Genomic DNA, 22,724 nt, shown 5'->3' on the forward strand with positions numbered 1-22,724 from the left:
GCCTGCGGCAGCTCCTACACGGAAATTCAGTGGTGGCCTTTTTTGTTTGACGCTGCTTGATATTCCGAACAGCCGGAGCCTATTTTGTACGGGTCGCCGTTCGCGGCTCGCACAATAACAAGGATTGCGTCATGACAACCGATGGCCAGCGTTCACTCGCGCAGCGACTGACCGGCATTGATGAGATTGAATGTGTCACGCCGGATTTGAACGGCGTGCCGCGCGGCAAGGTGATGACCGCCGAGGGATTCCTCGAGGGCCGGCGTTTGCAGATGGCGCGGGGGGTGCTGCTGCAATGCATCATGGGCGGTTATCCGCCGGCGCGGTTTTACGGCAGCGATGACGGCGATCTGGCGCTGGTCGCCGAGCCGAGCATGATTCATCCCTTGCCATGGAGCGACGAGCCACGTGCCCTGGCCATCTGCGATGCTGACGAACTGAGCGGCGAAAGCTCAAACCTGTCGACCCGTGGTCAACTGAAGAAAGTCATCGCCCGTTACGCCGCACGTGGCTTGGCGCCGGTGGTGGCGACCGAGCTGGAATTCTTTGTCTTCGCGCCGAACACCGATCCGACCCAGCCGTTCCGTCCGCCGGTAGGTCTTGATGGACGCCGCGAGGATGGGCAGTCGGCGTTCAGCGTCAGTTCCAATAACGGTCTGCGGCCGTTCTTCAGCGAAGTCTATAAATGCATGGCCGCCCTCGGTCTGCCACGCGATACCTTCATGCATGAAATGGGCGTCAGCCAGTTCGAGATCAATCTGCTGCACGGTGATCCGCTGTTGCTGGCGGATCAGACCTTCCTGTTCAAACACCTGCTCAAGGAAGTCGCGCTCAAGCATGGTCTGAGCGTGGTGTGCATGGCCAAGCCGTTGGCGCACACACCGGGCAGTTCGATGCACATTCACCAGAGCGTCGTCGAGATCGCGACCGGCAAGAATGTGTTCAGTGACGAGAATGGCCAGCCGACGGCGATGTTCCGCCACTTCATCGGCGGACAGCAGGCGGCCATGGCCGATTTCACCGCGCTGTTTGCGCCGAACGTGAACTCCTATCAGCGTCTGTGTCACCCGTATGCATCGCCCAACAATGCCTGCTGGTCCCACGACAACCGCGCCGCAGGGTTGCGCATTCCGGCCAGTTCGCCAGTGGCTCGACGCGTGGAAAACCGGTTGCCTGGCGCCGATGCCAACCCGTATCTGGCGATTGCCGCGAGTCTGGCCGCCGGTTTGCACGGGATCGAACATGAGCTGGAGCCGAGCGCGGCGATTCAGGGCGAATTCGAAGTGCCGGACAATCTTTCGCTGCCGTGTACCTTGCATGCCGCGCTCGAGCGTCTGAAACGTAGCCAATTGGCCAGGGAACTGTTCGGACAGGAGTTCATCGAAGGCTACATCGCTTCGAAGACCATGGAGTTGACCAGCTTCTTTGATGAAATCACTCCCTGGGAACGGCGTGTTCTAGCAGCCCAGGCCTGACTAACTGTCGCCGTCGGGCTATCGTCTTGATAGTCCGATACTCACTGCAAGGAGCCGCTCGGAACGCCGATGCGCCAAATCTGGAAATCCTTTCGAGCGCTGTATTTCGCCTCGCTGATGATGTTGATCGGCTCGGGCCTTCTTTCTACTTACCTGGCATTGCGCCTGGCCGCTGACCATGTCGATGGACTGTGGGTGGGTGCGCTGATGGCGGCCAACTATTTCGGCCTGGTGCTGGGCGGCAAGATCGGTCACCGCTTGATCGCCCGCGTCGGACACATTCGAGCGTATTCGGCGTGTGCCGGGATCGTCGGCGCGGCGGTGCTCGGGCATGGCCTGGTGGACTGGTTGCCGGCGTGGCTGGTGCTGCGGACCATCGTCGGTCTGGGCATGATGTGTCAGTACATGGTGATCGAGAGCTGGCTCAACGAACAGGCCGACGCCAATCAGCGCGGGCTGGTGTTCAGCGGCTACATGATCGCTTCGTACCTGGGGCTGGTGCTCGGTCAGTTGATTCTGGTCATGCACCCGGGCCTGGGGTTGGAGCTGCTGATGCTGGTCGCGCTGTGTTTTGCCCTGTGTCTGGTGCCGGTGGCGCTGACCCGGCGGATTCACCCGGCGCCGCTGCATCCGGCACCGATGGAGCCGCGCTTCTTTATCAAGCGCGTGCCGCAGTCGTTGAGCACGGTGCTCGGCGCTGGCCTGATCATCGGCTCGTTCTACGGTCTGGCGCCGCTGTATGCGTCGCAGCAGGGGCTGTCGACCGAGCAGGTCGGTCTGTTCATGGGTAGCTGCATTTTTGCCGGACTGCTGGTGCAGTGGCCGTTGGGCTGGTTGTCCGACCGTTATGACCGAGCGCTGCTGATTCGTTGTTTTGCCGGATTCCTCGCGGTGGCGGCGTTGCCGTTGGCGATCTTGCCGCAGGTGCCGCTTGAGGTGCTGTTTGTGGTCGGCTTCCTTTGTTCGCTGGTGCAGTTCTGCCTGTATCCGCTGGCGGTGGCGTTCTCCAACGACCATGTCGAGGGCGATCGCCGGGTGTCGCTGACGGCGATGCTGCTGGTGACCTACGGGGTCGGCGCGAGTATCGGTCCGCTGCTGGCGGGCGTGCTGATGAAGCTGTTCGGCAGTCAGAGTTTGTACGCGTTCTTCAGCTTCTTTGCGTTGGTGCTGGTGTGGCGCATCCGCCCGAAAGCGGTGACCAATCTGCATCAGGTCGACGACGCGCCGCTGCATCACGTGGCGATGCCCGACAGCATGTCCAGCTCGCCGCTGGTGGCCGCGCTCGATCCGCGGGTGGATGAGCAGGTGGTGCAGGAGCAGATGCAGACCACGGTTACGCCGGAGCCAGAACCGGAGCCAGAACCCGAAGTGCAGCCTGAAGTGGCGGTGGAAACTGATCCGGCTGATGAGGGCGATAAACCGACACCGGACATCAGTGGGGCCAGACCCTGAGTCGGGTGATGGCAACAATGTTCAAAGAGTGATTCTTTAACTGTGGTGAGGGGATTTATCCCCGATGGGTTGCGAAGCGGCCCTAAAGCCATTCAGTGCGGTGTGGCAGTGGAATCGAGGCGTCCGGTCTGGGGCTGCTGCGCAACCCATCGGGGATAAATCCCCTCGCCACAGGTATCTCCAGCCCAAGACGGGACAGTAGAAATAAGAAAGGGCAGTCCCGCCAGGGACTGCCCTTCCTATTTGCCTGTGCGAATCACAGATCGTCTTTGTCGAACCGGCGTGCTTCACGCTGCAGTTGATAAACGAAGCGCTCGACGTTGCGCGCCGCCTGACCACTGATGTTGTGGAAGCGCAAGCCGGCGAAGGTGATGTTGAGCTTTTCTTCGAAGTGCAGATAGCGCAGCTCGACCGAGATCGGTTGATTGCCGAACAGTGGGGTGGCGATCATGCGATCATAGACCTGGCCCAGTTGCAGGCGATCGGTGATGTCGCCTTCAAAGCGCAGCTTGCAACCGGTGGCGGAAATATCCAGCAGTTTGCCGTTGATCGGCGCCTTGAGTTTTTCGCCGCCAAGTTCGACGCTGACCAGATCGGTCAGCTTCAACGCAGCACGAAAGGCATTGCGGCGCTGGTGGTAGACCACTTCGGTTGGCAGTTGACCGGTGTAGAAGCGGTCACCGTCGGATTCTTCGATGTTCAGCGTGCCGGTGCATTCCCAGGCGATGCGCACGCCTTCGTGGAAGCCTTCGACCTTGAACGGTTCGCCCGCCTGCAGAAAACGCTCGCCATCGCGCGGGATCATCTCGTCCAGGGCAATCGTCGCAGTTTCCCGGTCAACCTTGATCAAGTAGCTCTGGAAGCGCTGGCTGCGCTCATGGAAGGTGATGATCAGCGGATCGTGGCTTTCCTGCAGCTGGCGCAGGTTGCTGGAGATTTCCAGGGGCGTGGTCAGCACCTTTGGTGGCTGCGGAGTATCATCCGCGCTTAGGGCGTTTGGCACGTTTTCTCAATCTCCAGACAAAATTTGACTACGACTAGCCAGCATTTTGCCAGCATGTTTCGCGGGTTGATAGTGCAGGCACATCGAATGGCTCACGCCTGGCTGAGCGTTCGCGGCTTGGTGGGTTTGGCGAAAGTGCCCGAGGCGTCATACAACGCGGGTGGCTCGCCCCCGGTGAGGATTTTCAGCTGATTGGCCGTAGCGGCCTGCTGGATCTGGATCGATTGGCCGTTCTTGACGTTGGCCGCCTGGCACTGGGCAATCAGGTCGGTGAGCACATCGCTTTGGGACAGCAACTGGTCGCCAATGCTCGACTGGCTGGCCAGTTGCTCCAGGCCCTGACGGTCGAGCGGCAGGTTGAGGCTGGCAAGGATTTCGCTGCGCTTGCGGCCATGCTGTTCAAGCAGAATGATCAATGCCTGCTTGCGCGCCAGAATATCTTCGAGCAGAGGCATGTCGCGACCGTGCAAAGCGAGGGACTCGGTTTGCAGCAACTCCAGCAATTGTTGAGCTGGAGCAAAGTCGTCGGTGATCAGTTGCAATAGATTAGTGTCGTGCATGGCTGGCCTTGGGTTCTAAGCGTCCAAAAGCCTGGCGCCGGCAAAAGCCTAGCGCTGGGCTTCGAAGTTGAGCAGTTTGCTGGCTACACGGTTGCTGTCGACCTTGTAGCTGCCATCGGCAATCGCTGCTTTCAACTCGGCCACACGGGCTTTGTCGACGGCAGGCTGATCGCGCAGCTTGTCAGTGACCTTCTGCAACTGTTGAGCCTCATTGCTGAGGTGTACCGATTCCCCGCTTTTTGCGGTACCGGCCGTTTCGGCCTGGGTATTCAGCGGCGCGGAGGTGCCGGTTTCGGCGGTTTCCTTGGCGTTGCTGGTACGCGTACTGCCCGTAAGTGACGAGGAGCTGTTCAAACGGCTGAAATCGATGACCATGTTAAAAACCTCTGGGAATTTGGACGCTTGCCATGTTCTCGGCCATTCCCTGGAAAACTTTAGGCTCACTTTGCAATGAGCTGCATGTGCCGAAGCGTGTCCTGCTGCGGCACAGTTTAGGGAAGCGTCGGGGCTGGCGCCAGTTTTCTGCTCGAGCGTTTTACATGGCGACTTCCACTTGGCCCGGCGCGATGACCTGCGCCTTGATTACCCGGTTGGAATTGAGGTTTTTTACCCGGATCTGTTCTTTCAAACCGCCATTGGCCAGGGCTTCACCGGGCATGCGCACGGCAAGTGTGCCGCTGCGGGCGATGATGACCACCTGATCGCCCTTGCGCACCACTTCTGCCTGTTCCAGATGCACCAGGGTAATCACCTGATCGGCTACCGTTGGTCGGGTTAATTTCTGCCCGATGGCTTCATCCACCGACGTCAGAAAACCCTGATTGATCTGGCTGATGTCGCGTTCACGCAAGGCCACGTCTTGCGGCTCGATAATGCCGGCGCGTTTGAGCGGTCGGGTGGTGGTGACAATCTCGCGAAACAGGCGGACTTGAGCGGGCACGAACACCGTCCACGGCGAGCTTCCTTCGCACCGGACCTTGACCGTCACCCGGCCCAGCGGACGTGCGGGACTCTCCAGCGACGCTGTCAATTCCTTGTCGCACATAGGCATGCGCATACGCGGGTCGAGCTGGTTGACCTCGATTTCGTAGCGGCCTTCCGTTTGACTGGTAGCCAGATAGTCTTCTACGGTGAACTCAAGAAAGCCCTGAGTGACGCCGATAAGCATGTCAGGCAAGGTAACCGTATCAGCACCGGCAGGGCTGCCAGCGAAAAACAAGCAGACGGCAGACGTCGCGCACAGCGCTTTGCGGGTGCGGGAGGTCAGGCGTCGGAAAAATGTCGTTTGAGCGTTCATACGAGTTAAAAAGCAAGCGCCGTGCCGTTTAGTAATGAATGTGCGTCGCAACAACACTTGGCGTTGGTGTAGGAGTCTGGGCATGGCTGGTGTAATGGATTCGGTGAACCAGCGCACGCAACTGGTAGGGCAGAATCGCCTGGAGCTGTTGTTGTTCCGTCTCGACGGTCAGCAGCTCTACGGCATTAACGTGTTCAAGGTGCGGGAAGTGCTGCAATGCCCGTCGCTGACGTTGATGCCCAAGTCCAGTCCTGTCGTGTGCGGGGTGGCGAATATCCGGGGGGCGACCATTCCGATCCTTGATCTGGCAATGGCGACCGGTTCCGGGGCGTTGAAAGACAAGAACAGTCCGTTCGTGATCATCACGGAGTACAACACCAAGACCCAGGGTTTCCTGGTTCGCTCGGTGGAGCGCATCGTCAACATGAACTGGGAAGAGATCCATCCGCCGCCCAAGGGCACGGGGCGCGATCATTACCTGACCGCTGTGACTCGAGTCGACAATCAGTTAGTCGAAATCATCGATGTCGAGAAGGTGCTGGCGGAAGTCGCGCCGACGCCGGAAGCTATTTCGGTCGGCGTGGTCGATGTCGAGACCCAGAGCAAGGCGTTGTCGCTGCGGGTGCTGACGGTCGATGACTCGTCGGTGGCGCGCAAGCAGGTCACGCGCTGCCTGCAGACGGTCGGGGTCGAAGTGGTGGCGCTGAACGATGGCAAGCAGGCGCTGGACTACCTGCGCAAGCTGGTCGATGAGGGCAAGAAGCCGGAAGAAGAGTTCCTGATGATGATTTCCGACATCGAGATGCCGGAGATGGACGGGTACACCCTGACGGCGGAAATCCGCAGCGATCCACGCATGCAAAAGCTTCATATCATCCTGCATACTTCGTTGTCGGGGGTATTCAATCAGGCGATGGTCAAGAAAGTCGGTGCCGATGACTTCCTGGCCAAATTCCGTCCTGATGACCTGGCATCCCGGGTAGTCGACCGGATCAAAGCAGCAGATATCAGCTAGGGGCCTTCTGCCCCTGGCGGTCAACACGATTTAAGAGGCGGCATCATTGTCTACGGGTAATTTGGATTTCGAACAGTTCCGGGTCTTCCTGGAAAAAGCCTGTGGCATTTTGCTCGGTGAAAACAAGCAGTACCTGGTCTCGAGCCGTCTCAACAAACTGATGGAGCAGCAAGGCATCAAGTCCCTGGGTGAGCTGGTACAGCGCATCCAGACCCAGCCGCGCAGCGGTTTGCGCGAGCAGGTGGTCGATGCCATGACGACCAACGAAACCCTGTGGTTTCGCGACACCTATCCGTTTGAAGTCTTGAAGAACAAGGTGCTGCCCGAGGCGATCAAGGCCAGCCCCAACCAGCGTCTGCGGATCTGGTCGGCGGCATGCTCGTCGGGTCAGGAACCGTATTCGCTGTCGATGTCGATCGACGAGTTCGAGCGCAGCAACCTTGGTCAGTTGAAGATGGGCGTGCAGATCGTTGCCACCGACCTGTCCGGCAGCATGCTGACCAACTGCAAGACCGGCGAGTACGACAGCCTGGCAATCGGTCGCGGTCTGTCCGCTGATCGCCTGCAGCGCTACTTCGACCCGAAAGGGCCGGGGCGCTGGGTGATCAAGGCGCCGATCAAGAACCGGGTGGAATTCCGTTCGTTCAACCTGCTCGACAGCTACGCCAGTCTGGGCAAGTTCGACATCGTTTTCTGCCGCAACGTGCTGATCTACTTCTCCGCCGAGGTGAAGAAAGACATCCTGTTGCGTATTCACAGCACGCTGAAGCCGGGCGGCTATCTGTTCCTTGGCGCGTCCGAAGCGCTGAACGGTTTACCGGATCATTACCAGATGGTTCAGTGCAGTCCGGGGATCATTTACCAGGCGAAGTGAAACAAAGCATCAGGCATACAAAATCGGGAGCCCCAAGGGCTCCCTTTTTTATGCCTGATGCTTTGTTTCATGTAGGAGCTGCCGAAGGCTGCGATCTTTTGATCCTGTTTTGAAGGATCAAGATCAAAAGATCGCAGCCTTCGGCAGCTCCTACAGGGAGAGGTGTTAACAGGACGAAGCGGCAGAAAAGCGGCAGGCAGCGGAAACCGGTTGCCGCTTTTCTGGCATTGCCGCTTTGCCGATTCCCCGCAAAGCCCCGGTTTACCTGGGTTTCTGTGTTTGGCACGAGGCTTGCTAAAGCTCAGGTACGAAAAACCGCTCACCCGAAGGTTCCCGACATGAGCATCAGCTTCGATAAAGCGCTCGGCATTCACGAAAAGGCATTGGGTTTCCGTGCCCAGCGCGCTGAAGTGCTGGCCAACAACATCGCCAACGCCGATACCCCGAACTACAAGGCTCGGGATCTGGACTTCTCCAAAGTGCTCGAAGCACAGAGCCAGAAAAACGCCAACGGCACCATCGCCCTGAACATGACCAACAGCCGTCACATCGAAGCTGAAGGCCTGGGCAATGGCGACGAGTCGCTGATGTATCGCACACCGATGCAGCCTTCGATTGACCAGAACACCGTGGATGCTCAGCTGGAACAGTCCAACTACGCGGAAAACGCCGTGGGCTTCCAGGCCAGCTTCACCCTGCTCAACAGCAAATTCAAAGGGCTGGTATCGGCCCTGCGCGGAGAGTAATCCATGTCCCTGTCCAGCGTTTTCAACATTGCCGGCAGCGGCATGAGCGCACAAACCACACGTCTGAACACCGTGGCGTCGAACATCGCCAACGCCGAAACCGTTTCGTCGAGCATCGACCAGACCTACCGCGCCCGTCACCCGGTGTTCGCCACCATGTTTCAGGGCGGCCAGAACAGCGGCAGCAACTCGCTGTTCCAGAGCCAGGACGCCGCAGGGCAGGGCGTGCAGGTACTTGGCGTGGTCGAAGACCAGAGCAACCTCGAAGCACGCTACGAGCCGAACCATCCGGCCGCTGACGCCAAGGGCTACGTGTACTACCCGAACGTCAACGTGGTGGAAGAAATGGCTGACATGATTTCCGCGAGCCGGTCGTTCCAGACCAACGCCGAAATGATGAACACCGCCAAAACCATGATGCAGAAGGTACTGACCCTCGGTCAGTAATAAGGGGCGACTGCCATGAGTGTTTCCGATACCACCAGCAGCCTGAGCATGAATGACATCCTGGCGAACTCCTCGAAAAAAACGAGCAGTACGACCACTGATGGCATTGCCTCGGCCACCAACAGCTCCACCGGCGGCCAAGCCCTGGGCAAGGATGCGTTCCTGCAATTGCTGGTCACCCAGCTGAAAAACCAGAACCCGCTCGATCCGCAGGACAACAGCGCCTTTGTTGCGCAGTTGGCGCAGTTCAGCAGCCTTGAGGGCATCACCACCCTCAACAGCACCGTCAGCTCGCTGGCCGGCAACTACAACTCCTCGCAAGCCTTGCAGGCGTCGTCGCTGGTCGGTCGCAACGTGATCGTGCAGACCAACACCGTTCAACTGGACGACCCGAGCAAAGGCATGACCGGTTCGGTCACCGTGCCGTCGTCGATTGCCGGCGGCACCGTCAGCATTACCGACAGCAGCGGCACGGTGGTTCGCACCATCGATCTGGGCAGTCGCGCCGCAGGCAGCGCGAGCTTCACCTGGGACGGCAAGGACAAGGACGGCAATCTGGTGAAGACCGGTACCTATACCGTCAAGGCCAACGCCTCGATCAATGGCACCTCGACCGATATGGCGACCTACCTGCCAGCCACGGTCAACAGCGTGACGATCAGCCAGACCGGTGGCGAGCTGATGCTCAACCTGTCCGGCAAGGGCACCGTCGCCCTGTCCAAAGTACAAACCATTGGTATATAGAGCCGACTAACCGGCACAAAGGAGTGGAATATGTCTTTCAATATCGGCCTTAGCGGTCTCTATGCAGCCAACAAACAACTGGACGTGACCGGCAACAACATCGCCAACGTCGCGACCGCCGGTTTCAAATCGTCCCGTGCAGAATTCGAAGACGTCTACTCGGCCACTCGCCTGGGTAGCGGCAGCAAGGTCATCGGCAACGGCGTGCGCCTGGCCAACGTGTCCCAGCAGTTCACCCAGGGTGACATCAACAACACCGGTAACGTGCTGGACATGGGTATCAATGGTTCCGGCTTCTTCACCATGAGCAACAACGGCTCGATCACCTACACCCGTGCCGGTACGTTCAAGGTCGACAATGCCGGTTTCATCACCAACACCGACTACACCTCGCGTCTGCAGGGTTACGGTGTGGACGCCAACGGCAAGATCATCAACGGCGTGTTGACCGACCTGAAGATCGACACCTCGAACCTGGCGCCGAAGTCGACTTCGTTGGTGACTTCGAGCATCAACCTGAACTCCTCGGCAACAAAAATCGTCGATACGGGCGCCAACGCTGTCGTGTTCGATCCGACCAAGCTTGCGACGTACACCAAGTCGTTCAGTACCCCGATCTATGACACTCAGGGCAACTCGCACGTCATGGATCAGTACTTTGTGAAGACTGATGACAATACCTGGAAGGTTTACACCCTGGTGGATGGGCGCAATCCGGACGCTACCGGTAGCGATCCAAGCGATCCTGCCACTCCTCCGGTTGCTTCGACACTGACCTTCGACAGCTCTGGCAATTTGACTCAGGTCAGCACGCCAGACCCGCTGGATCCCCTCAAACCGATCATCAGCAGTGACTTGAAGCTGACCGGCTGGGTACCGGGTACCGTGACCAACGGCAAATTCACGCCTAACGGCGCGGCTGCCAACGCCAATGGCGTGACCATTTCCATGGCCAAGACCACTCAGTTCAACGCGGATACCGCGCGTTCGATTCCGACTCAGGACGGTTACGCCACCGGCCAGATCACCAACCTGACCATCGACGGTACCGGTACGCTGTTCGCCAACTTCAGCAACAACCAGAGCAAGGCCATCGGCCAGGTTGCGCTGGCCAGCTTCACCAACGAACAAGGCCTGCAGGCAGTCGGCGGTACCAGCTGGAAAGAAACGTTCGCCTCGGGTATCCCGGGTTACGATGCACCGGAAACCGGTACGCTGGGTTCGATCGCGTCCAACTCGCTGGAAGAGTCCAACGTTAACCTGACCAACGAGCTGGTGGACCTGATCAAGGGCCAAAGCAACTATCAGGCGAACGCCAAGACCATTTCGACTCAGAGCACCATCATGCAGACCATCATTCAGATGACTTGATTGCTGGAGCCGGCTCTACTAAAAACCGACGCCCTGGTGCGTCGGTTTTTTTTTGCGTAAACGGAATTTAATTTTTCAATTCTCTACCGTTCGTCGGCTCGTCTGGTGTGGAACTTGCTGACGCCACGAGTAACAAGCGGTGTCCGTCAAATTTTCGTACGGTCTGCTTCACATTGCAGCGACAGGCTGCTTGGAAACGGATGTCATAAAAAACACTGCCTCGCCTGCTCAACCCCACAAATAATCAAACCCAGTACACCTTCAAGAGAGGGTCAACCCCGGAGTGTCTGGCGTTTCTGCGTAGTTTCGACACACAACACAAGGAAGATGTAATGGCAGTTATAAATGGCACCAACGCGGCAGATACCCTGGTGGGTACCGCGGGTGATGATCAGATACGTGGCTTTGCCGGTGATGACATTTTGAATGGTGGCGCCGGCAATGATGTGTTGATGGGCGGGGAGGGGGCCGACCAGATCAATGGAGGAGCGGGGATCGACATCGCCAGTTATGAAGATGTGACCAACGTCATCCCCGTGACGCTGAACCTCAAGACGGGTGTGCACACCGGTGCCGCCAAGGGTGATACGTTTACTGACATTGAAGTTTTCAGAGGTACGAATTGGGGGGATACCTTCGTCAGTGGCGCCGCCGCCGATAGCTTCGATGGCCTGCAGGGCGGCGACGTCCTTGACTACTCAACGTCGGCTCAGGCCATCAGTATCGTCTCGGCCGTTGCTGCAGCGGGCACTGGCACGGGTGGAGACGCTCAGGGCGACACGTTCACTAACGTGGAAACTGTCATCGGTTCGGCCTTCAACGATACATTCACCCTCACCGGTGGTGGATTGACCCTCAATGGCGGCGCGGGCAATGACGTCTACATCATCAATGGCAATACCAACGCCGGTATCATCGAAGCCTTCGGTGGCGGTGACGACGAAGTTCGCACGACACAGAACACCTCGTATCTGGCGGCCAACGTCGAGCGCCTGACCTTCACGGGTACGGGTAATTTCAAGGGTGTTGGTAACGCAGGTGACAACATCATCACCGGCGGTGCGGGTGACGACGTGTTGACGGGTGGTGCAGGCGCTGACCAGTTGATTGGCGGTGCCGGTTTCGATATCGCCAGCTATGAAGAAGTCGTGAATGGCATCGGCGTGACCCTGAACCTCAAGACCGGTGTAAACACAGGTATCGCCTTGGGCGACAGCTACTCCGGTATCGAACTCTACAAGGGCACCAACTACGGTGACACCTTCGTCAGCGGTGCAGCAATCGATAGTTTTGATGGCCTGCAGGGCGGCGATGTCCTCGATTACTCAACCTCGGCGCAGGCGATCAGTATTACTTCGTCCGTTGGCGCAGCGGGCACCGGTACTGCTGGTGACGCTCTGGGCGACACGTTCATCAACGTGGAAACTGTCATCGGTTCGGCCTTCAACGATACATTCACCCTCACCGGTGGTGGACTGACCCTCAATGGCGGCGCGGGCAATGACGTCTACATCATCAATGGCAATACCAATGCCGGCATCATCGAAGCCTTCGGCGGTGGTGATGACGAAGTTCGCACGACACAGAACACCTCGTATCTGGCGGCCAACGTCGAGCGCCTGATCTTCACGGGTACGGGTAACTTCAAGGGTGTTGGTAACGCAGGTGACAACATCATCACCGGCGGTGCGGGTGACGACGTGTTGACGGGTGGTGCAGGGGCTGACCAGTTGATTGGCGGTGCCGGTTTCGATATCGCCAGCTATGAAGAAGTCGTGAATGGCATCGGCGTGACCCTGAACCTCAAGACCGGTGTAAACACAGGTATCGCCTTGGGCGACAGCTACTCCGGTATCGAACTCTACAAGGGCACCAACTACGGCGATACTTTTGTCAGCGGCGCTGCTGCTGATAGCTTCGACGGTCTTCAGGGTGGCGATATTCTCGACTATTCGACCTCTGCCCAAGCCATCAGCATTCTGTCTTCCGCTGTGAATGCGGGCACAGGCAGTGGTGGTGACGCTCAAGGGGATTCGTTCATCAACGTGGAAACCGTGATCGGCTCTGCGTTCAACGATACCTTCACCCTCAATGGCGGTGGGCTGTCGTTGAATGGCGCGGCGGGTAATGACGTCTACATCATCAATGGCTATTTCAACGGCACCATTATCGAGGCTGCTGGCGGCGGTATTGACGAGCTTTTTACCAACCAGGCTGACATGACCCTGGCAGCCAACGTCGAACGCCTGACCTACACGGGCACGGGCAACTTCATCGGTCGTGGTAACGCGGGCGAAAACATCATTTCAGGTGGCGCTGGCAATGATGTGCTCATCGGCGGCGCAGGTGCTGACCAGCTCATTGGCGGCGCCGGTATGGACACCGCGAGTTATGAAGATGAAAGGACGGGTGCCGGTGTCACCATCAACCTGAAGACAGGTGTGCATACCGGTCTGGCTCAGGGCGATACCTTCGACAGCATCGAGGCCATTCGTGGTTCAGCCTATGGCGATACCTTCTTCGCCGGAACGGGCGCCGACATTCTGGATGGTGCGGGTGGTCTGGACAAACTGGACTATTCCCTATCCGATCAGGCAGTCAGCATCACCGTCGCCAATGGCGCCGGTACAGGCTTGGGAGGCGACGCTCAGGGTGATCAGTTCAGTAATATGGAGTGGGTTATCGGTTCGGCTTACGGCGATCGGTTCACTGTCAATGCAGGCCTCACGGTGGCGGTTGGTGGCGCTGGCAACGATGTCTACGTCGTCGACGGCACGGGCGGTTTCAATATCGTTGAAGTGGCAGGCGGCGGCGATGACGAGGTGCGTACCAGTCAGAACAGTGCCGGGTTACACGCAGAGGTCGAGCGCCTGACTTATACCGGTAGCGGCAATTTCACCGGGCGCGGTAATGCCAGCGACAACATCATCACCGGTGGTGCAGGCAATGATGTGCTGTCGGGTGGCGCAGGTGCTGACCAGCTCATCGGTGGTGCTGGTATCGATACCGTGAGTTATGAGGATGATGCCAGTGGTGCAGGGGTAACGCTCAATCTGAAAACGGGTGTGCACACTGGAATAGCGGCCGGGGATACCTTCTCCGGTATTGAAGCCTTCCGTGGGTCAGCCAATGGCGATACGTTCGTTGCCAGTTCTGCTGTTGATACCCTCGATGGTGCCGGCGGCGTCGACAAGCTGGATTATTCCGGTTCTGCGCAAGCCATCGTCATGTCTGTCGCCAATGGCGGCGGCGTTGGGAGTGGCGGTGATGCGCAGGGCGATGTGTTCAGCAACTTCGAGAACATCATCGGGACCGCCCAGGATGATCAGTTCACCCTTACTGCGGGCTCGATGACGTTCACCGGTGGTGCAGGCAACGATGTCTACATTGTCAACGGTAACTACACCCTGAATGTCATTGAGGGCGTCGACGGCGGGTATGACGAAGTACGTACCAGTCAGGCCGACGTGACACTGGCAAACAATGTCGAGCGCCTGACCTATACCGGTGTCGGCAATGGCACTTTCACCGGCCGGGGCAATGCGAGCGACAACGTCATCACTGGCGGCAGCGGCAATGATTTGCTTATGGGGGGTGGCGGTGCGGACCAGTTGATCGGCGGAGCCGGTACGGACACTGTCAGCTATCAGGACGATTACAGCGGTGCTGGCGTGACGCTGAACCTCAAGACCGGCGTACACACCGGGATTGCGGCCGGGGACACTTTTTCCGGAATCGAAACGTTCCGTGGCTCATCCTTCAACGATATCTTCGTTGCAAGTGCCCAGGCCGATGTCCTTGATGGTGCTGCTGGAACCGCCGACAAGCTGGATTACTCCAGTTCTGCCCAGGCTGTCGTCATGACGGTCGCCAATAACGCCGGCACGGGCGTCGGTGGCGATGCGCAGGGCGATGTGTTCAGCAATTTCGAGAACATTATCGGGACAGCCTTCGACGATCAGTTCACGGTTACGGCCGGAACCATGACATTCAGTGGTGGGCTGGGTAATGACGTCTATTTTGCCACCGGCACAGGTTCGGTACTGGTTAACGAACTGGCGGGAGAGGGAGACGATGAGGTCCGTACCAATCAGGTCAACTACACCCTGAACGCAGAGGTGGAGCGTCTGACCTATACCGGCACCGGTAACTTCATCGGTTTCGGTAACACCGGCGACAACATCATCACCGGCGGTGCAGGCAATGACACTCTGTATGGTGGTGCGGGTGCGGATCAACTGATTGGCGGGGCAGGTTTTGATATCGCCAGTTATGCCGACAGCGGTTCGGCGGTTATCAGCACCAAAACCGGCGTTGCCAATGGCGGATCGGCTGCCGGGGATACTTACAGCGGTATCGAGCAAATCAACGGTTCCAATACTGGCGATATCTTTATTGGCGGTGCTGGATTGGATCGGTTTGATGGTGGCTACGGTGTCGATTTCCTGAGTTTTGCATATGAAACCGAGGGCGTTACCTTCAATCTCAGTGCTCCTCTTGTGACGGGTGCTGGTGCGGGAGATGTGTACACCTCCATTGAAGCCTTCCAGGGCTCCAGTTATGCGGACACCTTCACTGGTAGTGCCGGCGCGGTTGAGAGCTTTGTTGGCGGCGGCGGTGCGGATGTGTTGACGGGCGTGGGGCGCGGTGATGCCGCGTGGTACGTCAACAGCGCTGCCGGTGTTCAGGTGAGCCTGTTGACCGGTGCTGGCACCGGGGGCGATGCCGAGGGAGATGTGTTGAGCAACATTGATAACCTGGTCGGTTCCGCGTTCAACGACACGCTGACGGGTAACGCATTGGCCAACATGATTGAGGGCGGAGACGGTAACGATATCATCGACGGTGGTGACGGCAATGACATCCTCTACGGCAACAGCTTTACCATTACTGGTGCATTGACGGGCGTGTCCTCGACCGACAATCAAGCAGATATCATCCACGGCGGCAATGGTAACGACTACATTTCGGGCTACGTGCGCGACGTTGGTTCGATCTATTACGGGGATGCCGGCAATGACAAGATCACCGTCGTTTCCGGTATCGCCGATGGTGGCGATGGCGATGACGAGCTGATAGCTATCGGTAATGGCTACGAGCTGCGTGGCGGAGCGGGTAACGACAAGTTGTACCTGAGTGCGTCGGGTGATGGCTATGGTGGTGAAGGAAGCGATCAGTACTTCGTGGCCTCAAAAACCATGGTGGCGATTTTTGATGAGGGCAGCTCGGGCAACGACACCGTTACCCTGAGGAATATTCAGACGTTCAGTGACGTCGTACTCAAGTCCAATGACCTGGGAGTCTATATCTTCAATAAAGCCGATTTCCAGAGCGGCAACCTGAATTCCGGTGTATTCCTCAAGGACTGGAATGCGGGCGCCAATACCATCGAGAAGTTCTACACCAATAACGGTGAATCCTTCACCATTCCTGTCGTAGGGCAGGCAATGTCCGAGTCATTCACAGTCTGACAAAAGGCGTTGTATGAATAAAAACGGCGAAGCCTAGGTTCAGGTTTCGCCGTTTTTTTTGCTTCGGTTTTTATTCCAGACAAAGAAAACCCCCGACACACCAGAAGTCTGTCGGGGGTTTTCTTTTGCCTGGAAGCATCAGGCGTCTCGCGACGCCTGACCCGGCTCAGCTTATTGGCAAGCTTCGCAATCCGGCTCGTCGATCGCGCAAGCCTTTGGCACTGGCGCCGGACCGGCTGGAGCTGCCAGAACCGAATCGTCGCCGTGGTTGCCGCCGCTGGAAACAGCGTTCAGCTTGCCGGTGTTGATGGTCGACTTCTCGGTGCTGGTCGCGGCCAGGGCACGGAGGTAGTAAGTGGTTTTCAGACCACGGTACCAAGCCATGCGGTAGGTCACGTCGAGCTTCTTGCCCGAGGCGCCGGCGATGTACAGGTTCAGCGACTGGGCCTGGTCGATCCACTTCTGACGACGGCTGGCGGCGTCAACGATCCACTTGGTGTCCACTTCGAATGCGGTCGCGTAGAGCTCTTTGAGTTCTTGCGGGATGCGCTCGATCTGCTGAACCGAACCGTCGTAGTACTTCAGGTCGTTGATCATGACCGAGTCCCACAGACCGCGAGCCTTGAGGTCGCGAACCAGGTACGGGTTGATCACGGTGAATTCGCCCGACAGGTTCGATTTCACATACAGGTTCTGGTAGGTCGGTTCGATCGACTGCGAGACGCCAGTGATGTTGGCGATGGTCGCGGTCGGTGCGATGGCCATGATGTTGGAGTTACGAATGCCTTTCTGTACACGGGCGCGAACCGGTGCCCAGTCCAGGGTTTCGTTCAGGTCAACGTCGATGTACTTCTGGCCGCGCTGTTCGATCAGGATCTGTTGCGAATCCAGCGGCAGGATGCCTTTGGACCACAGCGAACCGTTGAACGTCTCGTACGCGCCGCGCTCGTCGGCCAGGTCGCAGGACGCCTGGATCGCGTAATAGCTGACCGCTTCCATCGACTTGTCGGCGAACTCGACGGCCGCGTCGGAACCGTAAGGGATGTGCTGCAGGTACAAAGCGTCCTGGAAGCCCATGATGCCCAGACCGACCGGGCGGTGGCGGAAGTTGGAGTTCTTCGCTTGCGGCACCGAGTAGTAGTTGATGTCGATCACGTTGTCGAGCATGCGCACGGCGGTGTTCACGGTGCGTTGCAGCTTGGCGGTGTCCAGCTTGCCGTCGACGATGTGGTTCGGCAGGTTGATCGAGCCCAGGTTGCAAACGGCGATCTCGTCCTTGTTGGTGTTCAAGGTGATCTCGGTGCACAGGTTCGAGCTGTGAACCACGCCGACGTGCTGCTGCGGGCTGCGCAGGTTGCACGGGTCCTTGAAGGTCAGCCACGGGTGGCCGGTTTCAAACAGCATGGAGAGCATTTTGCGCCACAGGTCTTTGGCCTGGATGGTCTTGAACAGCTTGACCTTGCCCGGGTACTCGGTCAGGGCTTCGTAGTACTCGTAGCGCTCTTCGAAGGCTTTACCGGTCAGGTCGTGCAGATCCGGTACTTCGGAAGGCGAGAACAGGGTCCACTTGCCGTCATCGAAGACACGCTTCATGAACAGGTCAGGGATCCAGTTGGCGGTGTTCATGTCGTGGGTACGACGACGGTCATCACCGGTGTTCTTGCGCAGTTCGATGAACTCTTCGATGTCCATGTGCCAGGTTTCCAGGTAGGCACACACGGCGCCTTTGCGCTTGCCACCCTGGTTAACGGCTACGGCGGTGTCGTTCACTACTTTGAGGAACGGAACCACGCCTTGCGACTTGCCGTTGGTGCCCTTGATGTACGAACCCAGTGCACGCACCGGCGTCCAGTCGTTGCCCAGGCCGCCAGCGAATTTGGACAACATGGCGTTGTCGTGGATCGCGTGGTAGATGCCCGACAGGTCGTCCGGAACGGTGGTCAGGTAGCAGCTCGACAGCTGTGGACGCAGGGTACCGGCGTTGAACAGTGTTGGGGTCGAAGCCATGTAGTCAAAGGACGACAGCAGGTTGTAGAACTCGATCGCACGGTCTTCTTTCTGCTTCTCTTCGATCGCCAGGCCCATGGCCACGCGCATGAAGAAGATCTGCGGCAGTTCGAAACGCACGCCATCCTTGTGGATGAAGTAACGGTCGTACAGGGTCTGCAGGCCCAGGTAGGTGAATTGCTGGTCGCGCTCGTGGTTGATCGCCTTGCCCAGTTTTTCCAGGTCGAAGGAGGCCAGCACAGGGTTCAGCAGTTCGAACTCGATACCTTTGGCGATGTAAGCCGGCAGCGCCTTGGCGTACAGATCGGCCATTTCGTGGTGAGTGGCGCTCTCGGCCACGCCGAGGAAGCCCAGGCCTTCGGCACGCAGGGTGTCCATCAGCAGGCGGGCGGTGACGAACGAGTAGTTCGGCTCACGTTCAACCAGGGTACGCGCGGTCATCACCAATGCGGTGTTGACGTCGTTCAGGGCCACGCCGTCGTACAGGTTTTTCAGGGTTTCGCGCTGGATCAGGTCGCCATCGACTTCAGCCAGGCCTTCGCAGGCTTCGGTGACGATGGTGTTCAGGCGGCCCATGTCCAGCGGCGCGAGGCTGCCGTCGGCGCGGGTGATGCGGATCGACGGGTGCGCATCGACTGCGGCTTCGACCGGGGTATGGGCTGCGCGTTCTTTCGAGCGGGCGTCACGGTAGATCACGTAGTCGCGAGCAACTTTCTGCTCGCCGGCACGCATCAGGGCCAGTTCGACCTGGTCCTGGATTTCTTCGATGTGGATGGTGCCGCCCGACGGCATGCGACGCTTGAAGGTCGCGGTGACTTGTTCGGTCAGGCGGGCAACGGTGTCGTGGATTCGCGACGAAGCGGCAGCGGTGCCGCCCTCAACTGCGAGAAACGCTTTGGTGATAGCGACGGTGATCTTGTCATCGGTGTAAGGAACGACAGTGCCATTACGCTTGATCACGCGCAGTTGACCAGGCGCGGTGGCGGCCAGATCCGAATTCGAATCGGCGGCCTGCGGCAAGGTGCCCTGCGGGTTCTCGCGAGTTGTGTCGGTTTGCATGGGGGGTGATCTCCACATTCTCTATGTTTGTTTGGGCACCATCATGGTGCTCACCGTTCTGGTCCGAAGCACTACAACCGACGGGCGTCGGGCATAACAACTTCGGATCAGTAGGAAAAAGGCTAATGACGCCGCATCCTTGCCGAAGTTTTTGGCTGCGAGCCAGGGCTCGAGCCGGATTCCTTCCCGGATGACAGTAATGACTGCAACACCCGTACCGTTCCGGTCGTTTCCGACCTGAAAAACGGCGCCATCCGCAAGTGCGGTTTGGGCTTTGAAAAACTTGCTTGGTTCAACCGGAAACTGGCAATAAAGCGCTTGAGTTTCAGGCCCGAAATGTGGTTGGTCGCCTGAGCGGAAAACCCTATATGTAGGGTCTCTCCTCGCGCCGTGCTACAAGATAATGCGTTTCGAGAGGGCTTGCAACGTGCTAACTGTGGATAAACCTGTGCGTAAATTGTGTAAGAAACCAGGAATTCCCGTGTAGGCCGCGAACCTGCTGAGCTAGACCGTTTGTCACTGTTTTTCACTTGGGAAAAACGCTTCAGCGGATTTTTAAGGGCGCGAACCCTATCACAAAAAACCGCCGTGTCCGAACGCATTTGCCGACTTGTGTTCTGCCGGTACGCCGTTTATACAATCGGGCGGCGTTTACCCATTCTTATCCTCCTCAAACATGACAAAAGGTCGGGAGGATCTAAAACCGTGGGAGCGAGCCTGCTCGCGAATGCGTCGGCAGGTTCAGCATCAACGTTGACTGATCCAACGCTTTCGCGAGCAGGCTCGCTCCCACACGAATTGTGCTGCGTCGTACGGTTCTTCCTTTATTAATAACAATAGAAAGCAGAGGTCACCGGTGGAGCAAGAAGCCTGGCAGGTATTGATAGTCGAGGACGACCAGCGACTGGCCGAACTCACCCGCGAATACCTGCAAGCCAATGGATTGCGCGTGGAGATTGAAGGCAACGGTGCGCTGGCGGCGGCGCGGATCATCAAGGAGCAGCCGGACCTGGTGATCCTCGACCTGATGCTGCCCGGTGAAGACGGCCTGAGTATTTGCCGCAAGGTCCGCGACCGTTACGACGGGCCGATCCTGATGCTCACCGCGCGCACCGACGATGCCGACCAGATCCAGGGCCTCGACCTTGGTGCCGACGATTACGTGTGCAAACCGGTGCGCCCACGGCTGTTGCTGGCACGGATTCAGGCTTTGCTGCGGCGAAGTGACAGCGCCGAGCCGGTCACGGAAAAAAGCCGCCGCCTGCAATTCGGTCCGCTGGTGGTGGACAACGCCTTGCGCGAAGCCTGGCTCAGTGACAGCGGCATCGAACTGACCAGCGCCGAATTCGACCTGCTCTGGCTGCTGGTGTCGAATGCCGGGCGAATCCTCTCTCGCGAAGAAATTTTCACTGCGCTGCGTGGCATCGGCTATGACGGCCAGGACCGCTCGATCGATGTGCGCATCTCGCGCATCCGCCCGAAAATCGGCGATGACCCCGATCATCCGCGCCTGATCAAGACCATCCGCAGCAAAGGCTATCTGTTCGTTCCGGAAGCCTGTGTGGATCTGGCGCTGTGAACTCGATCTTCCTGCGCATCTATGGCGGCATGTGCGCGGCGCTGATTCTGGTGGCGGTGCTTGGGGTGCTGGCACTGCACCTGCTCAATCAGGTGCGCAGCGAGCAATACCGTGAGCGCCTGGCCCACGGCACGTTCTCGCTGATGGCCGACAACCTGCAACCGATGAACGCAACCGAGCGCCATCGGGCGTTGTTGGTCTGGGAGCGTCTGCTGGGGATTCCGCTGGCGCTGAAGAAGTTTTCCGAGACCGATCTGGATCTCTCTCAGCGCGCCCGGGTGCAGCGCGGTCAGGCCTTGGTGGAGCAGACCGGCCCGCATGCGGCGCGGGTCTATCGACTGGTCAGCGACAAGGAACAGTTGCTGCTGACCGGCGACGTCCAGCAGATCAGCGAACAACTGGCCCGTGCGACTATTTACCTGCTGGCCGATGAACTGGTGCGGGTGCCGGTTGGCGAACAGCCCAAGCGGCTGGCGCAGTTAAAGGAGGAGAAAGGTTTCGGTTTTGATTTGCGACTGGTCACGGTCAACGAGGCCGACATGGACGAAGACCAGAGCCGCCGTGTGTCCGAGGGCGATACGGTGATGGCGCTGGGCAAGGGCGGGGATTCGATCCGGGTGTTTGCCGGCATGGTCGGCACGCCGTGGGTACTGGAAATCGGTCCGCTGTATCAGATGAATCCGTATCCGCCGCAATGGCTGGTGTTGATCGCTGCCCTGGGCCTGACCTTGATCGGTCTGATCGTATATCTGCTGGTGCGTCAGCTCGAACGACGTCTGCGCGGACTCGAAGCCGCGGCCACGCGCATCGCCAAGGGCAGCCTGGAAACCCGCGTGCCGGCCCGTGGCGCTGACTCGGTGGGGCGGCTGGCGGCAGCGTTCAACGGCATGGCCGAGCACTTGCAGCAGTTGCTGGCGATCCAGCGCGAACTGGTGCGCGCGGTGTCCCATGAGTTGCGTACTCCCGTGGCGCGTCTGCGGTTCGGGTTGGAGATGATCGGCTCGGCCACCACCCCGCAGGCGCTGGAAAAGTACCGCGAGGGCATGGATCACGACATCGAGGATCTCGATAAGCTGGTGGACGAAATGCTCACCTACGCGCGGCTGGAGCAGGGGTCACCCGCGCTGACCTTTCAACGCATCGACCTCGATGCGCTGGTCAATCAAGTGATTGAAGAACTGGCGCCGTTGCGTGCCGAGGTCACGGTGCAGCGCGGGTTGTGCCTGTCCGCTGCCGATAATGACGGCGCCTGGGTCGAGGCCGAGCCGCGCTTTTTGCACCGCGCGTTGCAGAATCTGGTGAGCAACGCGATGCGCCATGCACACTCGAAAGTCACGGTGAGTTATCAGGTTGGACAGTTGCGCTGCCGGGTGGATGTCGAGGATGACGGGCCGGGTGTGCCGGAGTCGGCGTGGGAGCGCATCTTCACGCCTTTCCTGCGTCTGGATGACAGCCGCACACGGGCGTCGGGCGGGCATGGGCTGGGTCTGTCGATTGTGCGGCGGATCATTCACTGGCATGACGGGCGGGCGCTGATCAACAAGAGCAAGAGTCTGGGTGGTGCCTGTTTCAGTCTGAGCTGGCCGAGGAATCAGGAACGCCGCTGAGTTTTGTGCTGGTTTTG

General features: G+C 58.7%; 16 protein-coding genes. 11 read left to right on the forward strand and 5 right to left on the reverse strand.

Annotated elements, in window-relative coordinates:
• Positions 1–233: 233 nt before the first annotated feature.
• Both ACM6HV_RS18820 and ACM6HV_RS18825 read left to right on the forward strand, forming a co-directional pair.
• Positions 234–1,475 (forward strand): glutamine synthetase family protein, encoded by a 1,242-nt coding sequence (locus ACM6HV_RS18820; protein ID WP_414905000.1) that lies wholly within the window; start codon positions 234–236, stop codon positions 1,473–1,475.
• Positions 1,476–1,544: 69 nt separating this feature from the next.
• The gene (locus ACM6HV_RS18825) at positions 1,545–2,927 is read left to right on the forward strand and encodes an MFS transporter (protein ID WP_145594383.1); all 1,383 of its coding nucleotides are present in this window, start codon (positions 1,545–1,547) and stop codon (positions 2,925–2,927) included.
• A 256-nt stretch (positions 2,928–3,183) separates the two neighbouring features.
• On the opposite strand, the gene ACM6HV_RS18830 is transcribed toward ACM6HV_RS18825, so the two are convergent.
• The 4 genes from ACM6HV_RS18830 to flgA form a co-directional block, all read right to left on the reverse strand.
• Entirely contained in the window at positions 3,184–3,930 is a 747-nt protein-coding gene (locus ACM6HV_RS18830; protein WP_041074294.1) for a flagellar brake protein, read from the reverse strand.
• 92 nt (positions 3,931–4,022) lie between these two features.
• Positions 4,023–4,490, reverse strand: a complete 468-nt coding sequence (locus ACM6HV_RS18835; RefSeq protein WP_027612275.1) for a flagella synthesis protein FlgN — start codon at positions 4,488–4,490, stop codon at positions 4,023–4,025.
• A gap of 48 nt (positions 4,491–4,538) precedes the next feature.
• Positions 4,539–4,865 carry a flagellar biosynthesis anti-sigma factor FlgM gene (gene flgM, locus ACM6HV_RS18840; protein ID WP_041074296.1) on the reverse strand — a complete coding sequence of 109 codons (327 nt, stop codon included), beginning with the start codon at positions 4,863–4,865 and terminating at the stop codon, positions 4,539–4,541.
• Between the two features lie 160 nt (positions 4,866–5,025).
• Positions 5,026–5,787: a flagellar basal body P-ring formation chaperone FlgA gene (gene flgA / locus ACM6HV_RS18845; protein ID WP_145594814.1), complete on the reverse strand. Its 762-nt coding sequence runs from the start codon at positions 5,785–5,787 to the stop codon at positions 5,026–5,028.
• An 82-nt stretch (positions 5,788–5,869) separates the two neighbouring features.
• Between flgA and ACM6HV_RS18850 the strand changes: the two genes are divergently transcribed.
• The 7 genes from ACM6HV_RS18850 to ACM6HV_RS18880 all read left to right on the forward strand — a co-directional run bounded on the left by ACM6HV_RS18850 (position 5,870) and on the right by ACM6HV_RS18880 (position 16,455).
• Complete coding sequence (locus ACM6HV_RS18850; protein WP_041074300.1) at positions 5,870–6,802, forward strand: chemotaxis protein CheV; 933 nt, start codon at positions 5,870–5,872, stop codon at positions 6,800–6,802.
• Positions 6,803–6,848: 46 nt separating this feature from the next.
• On the forward strand, positions 6,849–7,676 hold the full coding sequence (gene cheR, locus ACM6HV_RS18855) for a protein-glutamate O-methyltransferase CheR (RefSeq protein WP_007963053.1): 828 nt from the start codon (positions 6,849–6,851) through the stop codon (positions 7,674–7,676).
• Between the two features lie 338 nt (positions 7,677–8,014).
• Positions 8,015–8,422, forward strand: coding sequence for a flagellar basal body rod protein FlgB (flgB, locus tag ACM6HV_RS18860; protein WP_025112931.1), 408 nt, complete (start codon positions 8,015–8,017; stop codon positions 8,420–8,422).
• A 3-nt stretch (positions 8,423–8,425) separates the two neighbouring features.
• Positions 8,426–8,869 (forward strand): flagellar basal body rod protein FlgC, encoded by a 444-nt coding sequence (flgC, locus tag ACM6HV_RS18865; RefSeq protein ID WP_003227217.1) that lies wholly within the window; start codon positions 8,426–8,428, stop codon positions 8,867–8,869.
• Between the two features lie 15 nt (positions 8,870–8,884).
• Complete coding sequence (flgD, locus tag ACM6HV_RS18870; protein WP_414904984.1) at positions 8,885–9,613, forward strand: flagellar hook assembly protein FlgD; 729 nt, start codon at positions 8,885–8,887, stop codon at positions 9,611–9,613.
• A 30-nt stretch (positions 9,614–9,643) separates the two neighbouring features.
• Positions 9,644–10,984 carry a flagellar hook protein FlgE gene (gene flgE, locus ACM6HV_RS18875; protein WP_145594380.1) on the forward strand — a complete coding sequence of 447 codons (1,341 nt, stop codon included), beginning with the start codon at positions 9,644–9,646 and terminating at the stop codon, positions 10,982–10,984.
• A 332-nt stretch (positions 10,985–11,316) separates the two neighbouring features.
• Positions 11,317–16,455 carry a beta strand repeat-containing protein gene (locus ACM6HV_RS18880; protein WP_414904985.1) on the forward strand — a complete coding sequence of 1,713 codons (5,139 nt, stop codon included), beginning with the start codon at positions 11,317–11,319 and terminating at the stop codon, positions 16,453–16,455.
• Between the two features lie 171 nt (positions 16,456–16,626).
• Here ACM6HV_RS18880 and ACM6HV_RS18885 read toward each other — a convergent pair whose 3' ends face one another.
• Positions 16,627–19,521: a ribonucleoside-diphosphate reductase subunit alpha gene (locus ACM6HV_RS18885; protein ID WP_041067575.1), complete on the reverse strand. Its 2,895-nt coding sequence runs from the start codon at positions 19,519–19,521 to the stop codon at positions 16,627–16,629.
• Positions 19,522–20,377: 856 nt separating this feature from the next.
• Between ACM6HV_RS18885 and ACM6HV_RS18890 the strand changes: the two genes are divergently transcribed.
• Together ACM6HV_RS18890 and ACM6HV_RS18895 are read left to right on the forward strand one after the other, a co-directional pair.
• The gene (locus ACM6HV_RS18890) at positions 20,378–21,100 is read left to right on the forward strand and encodes a response regulator (RefSeq protein ID WP_047295809.1); all 723 of its coding nucleotides are present in this window, start codon (positions 20,378–20,380) and stop codon (positions 21,098–21,100) included.
• Positions 21,097–22,707: an ATP-binding protein gene (locus ACM6HV_RS18895; RefSeq protein WP_414904986.1), complete on the forward strand. Its 1,611-nt coding sequence runs from the start codon at positions 21,097–21,099 to the stop codon at positions 22,705–22,707. Before ACM6HV_RS18890 ends, ACM6HV_RS18895 begins: the two co-directional genes overlap by 4 nt.
• Positions 22,708–22,724: the final 17 nt, after the last annotated feature.

It is taken from the genome of Pseudomonas sp. IT-P260, from assembly GCF_949768395.1.
GTDB classification, from domain to species: Bacteria; Pseudomonadota; Gammaproteobacteria; order Pseudomonadales; family Pseudomonadaceae; genus Aquipseudomonas; species Aquipseudomonas parakoreensis.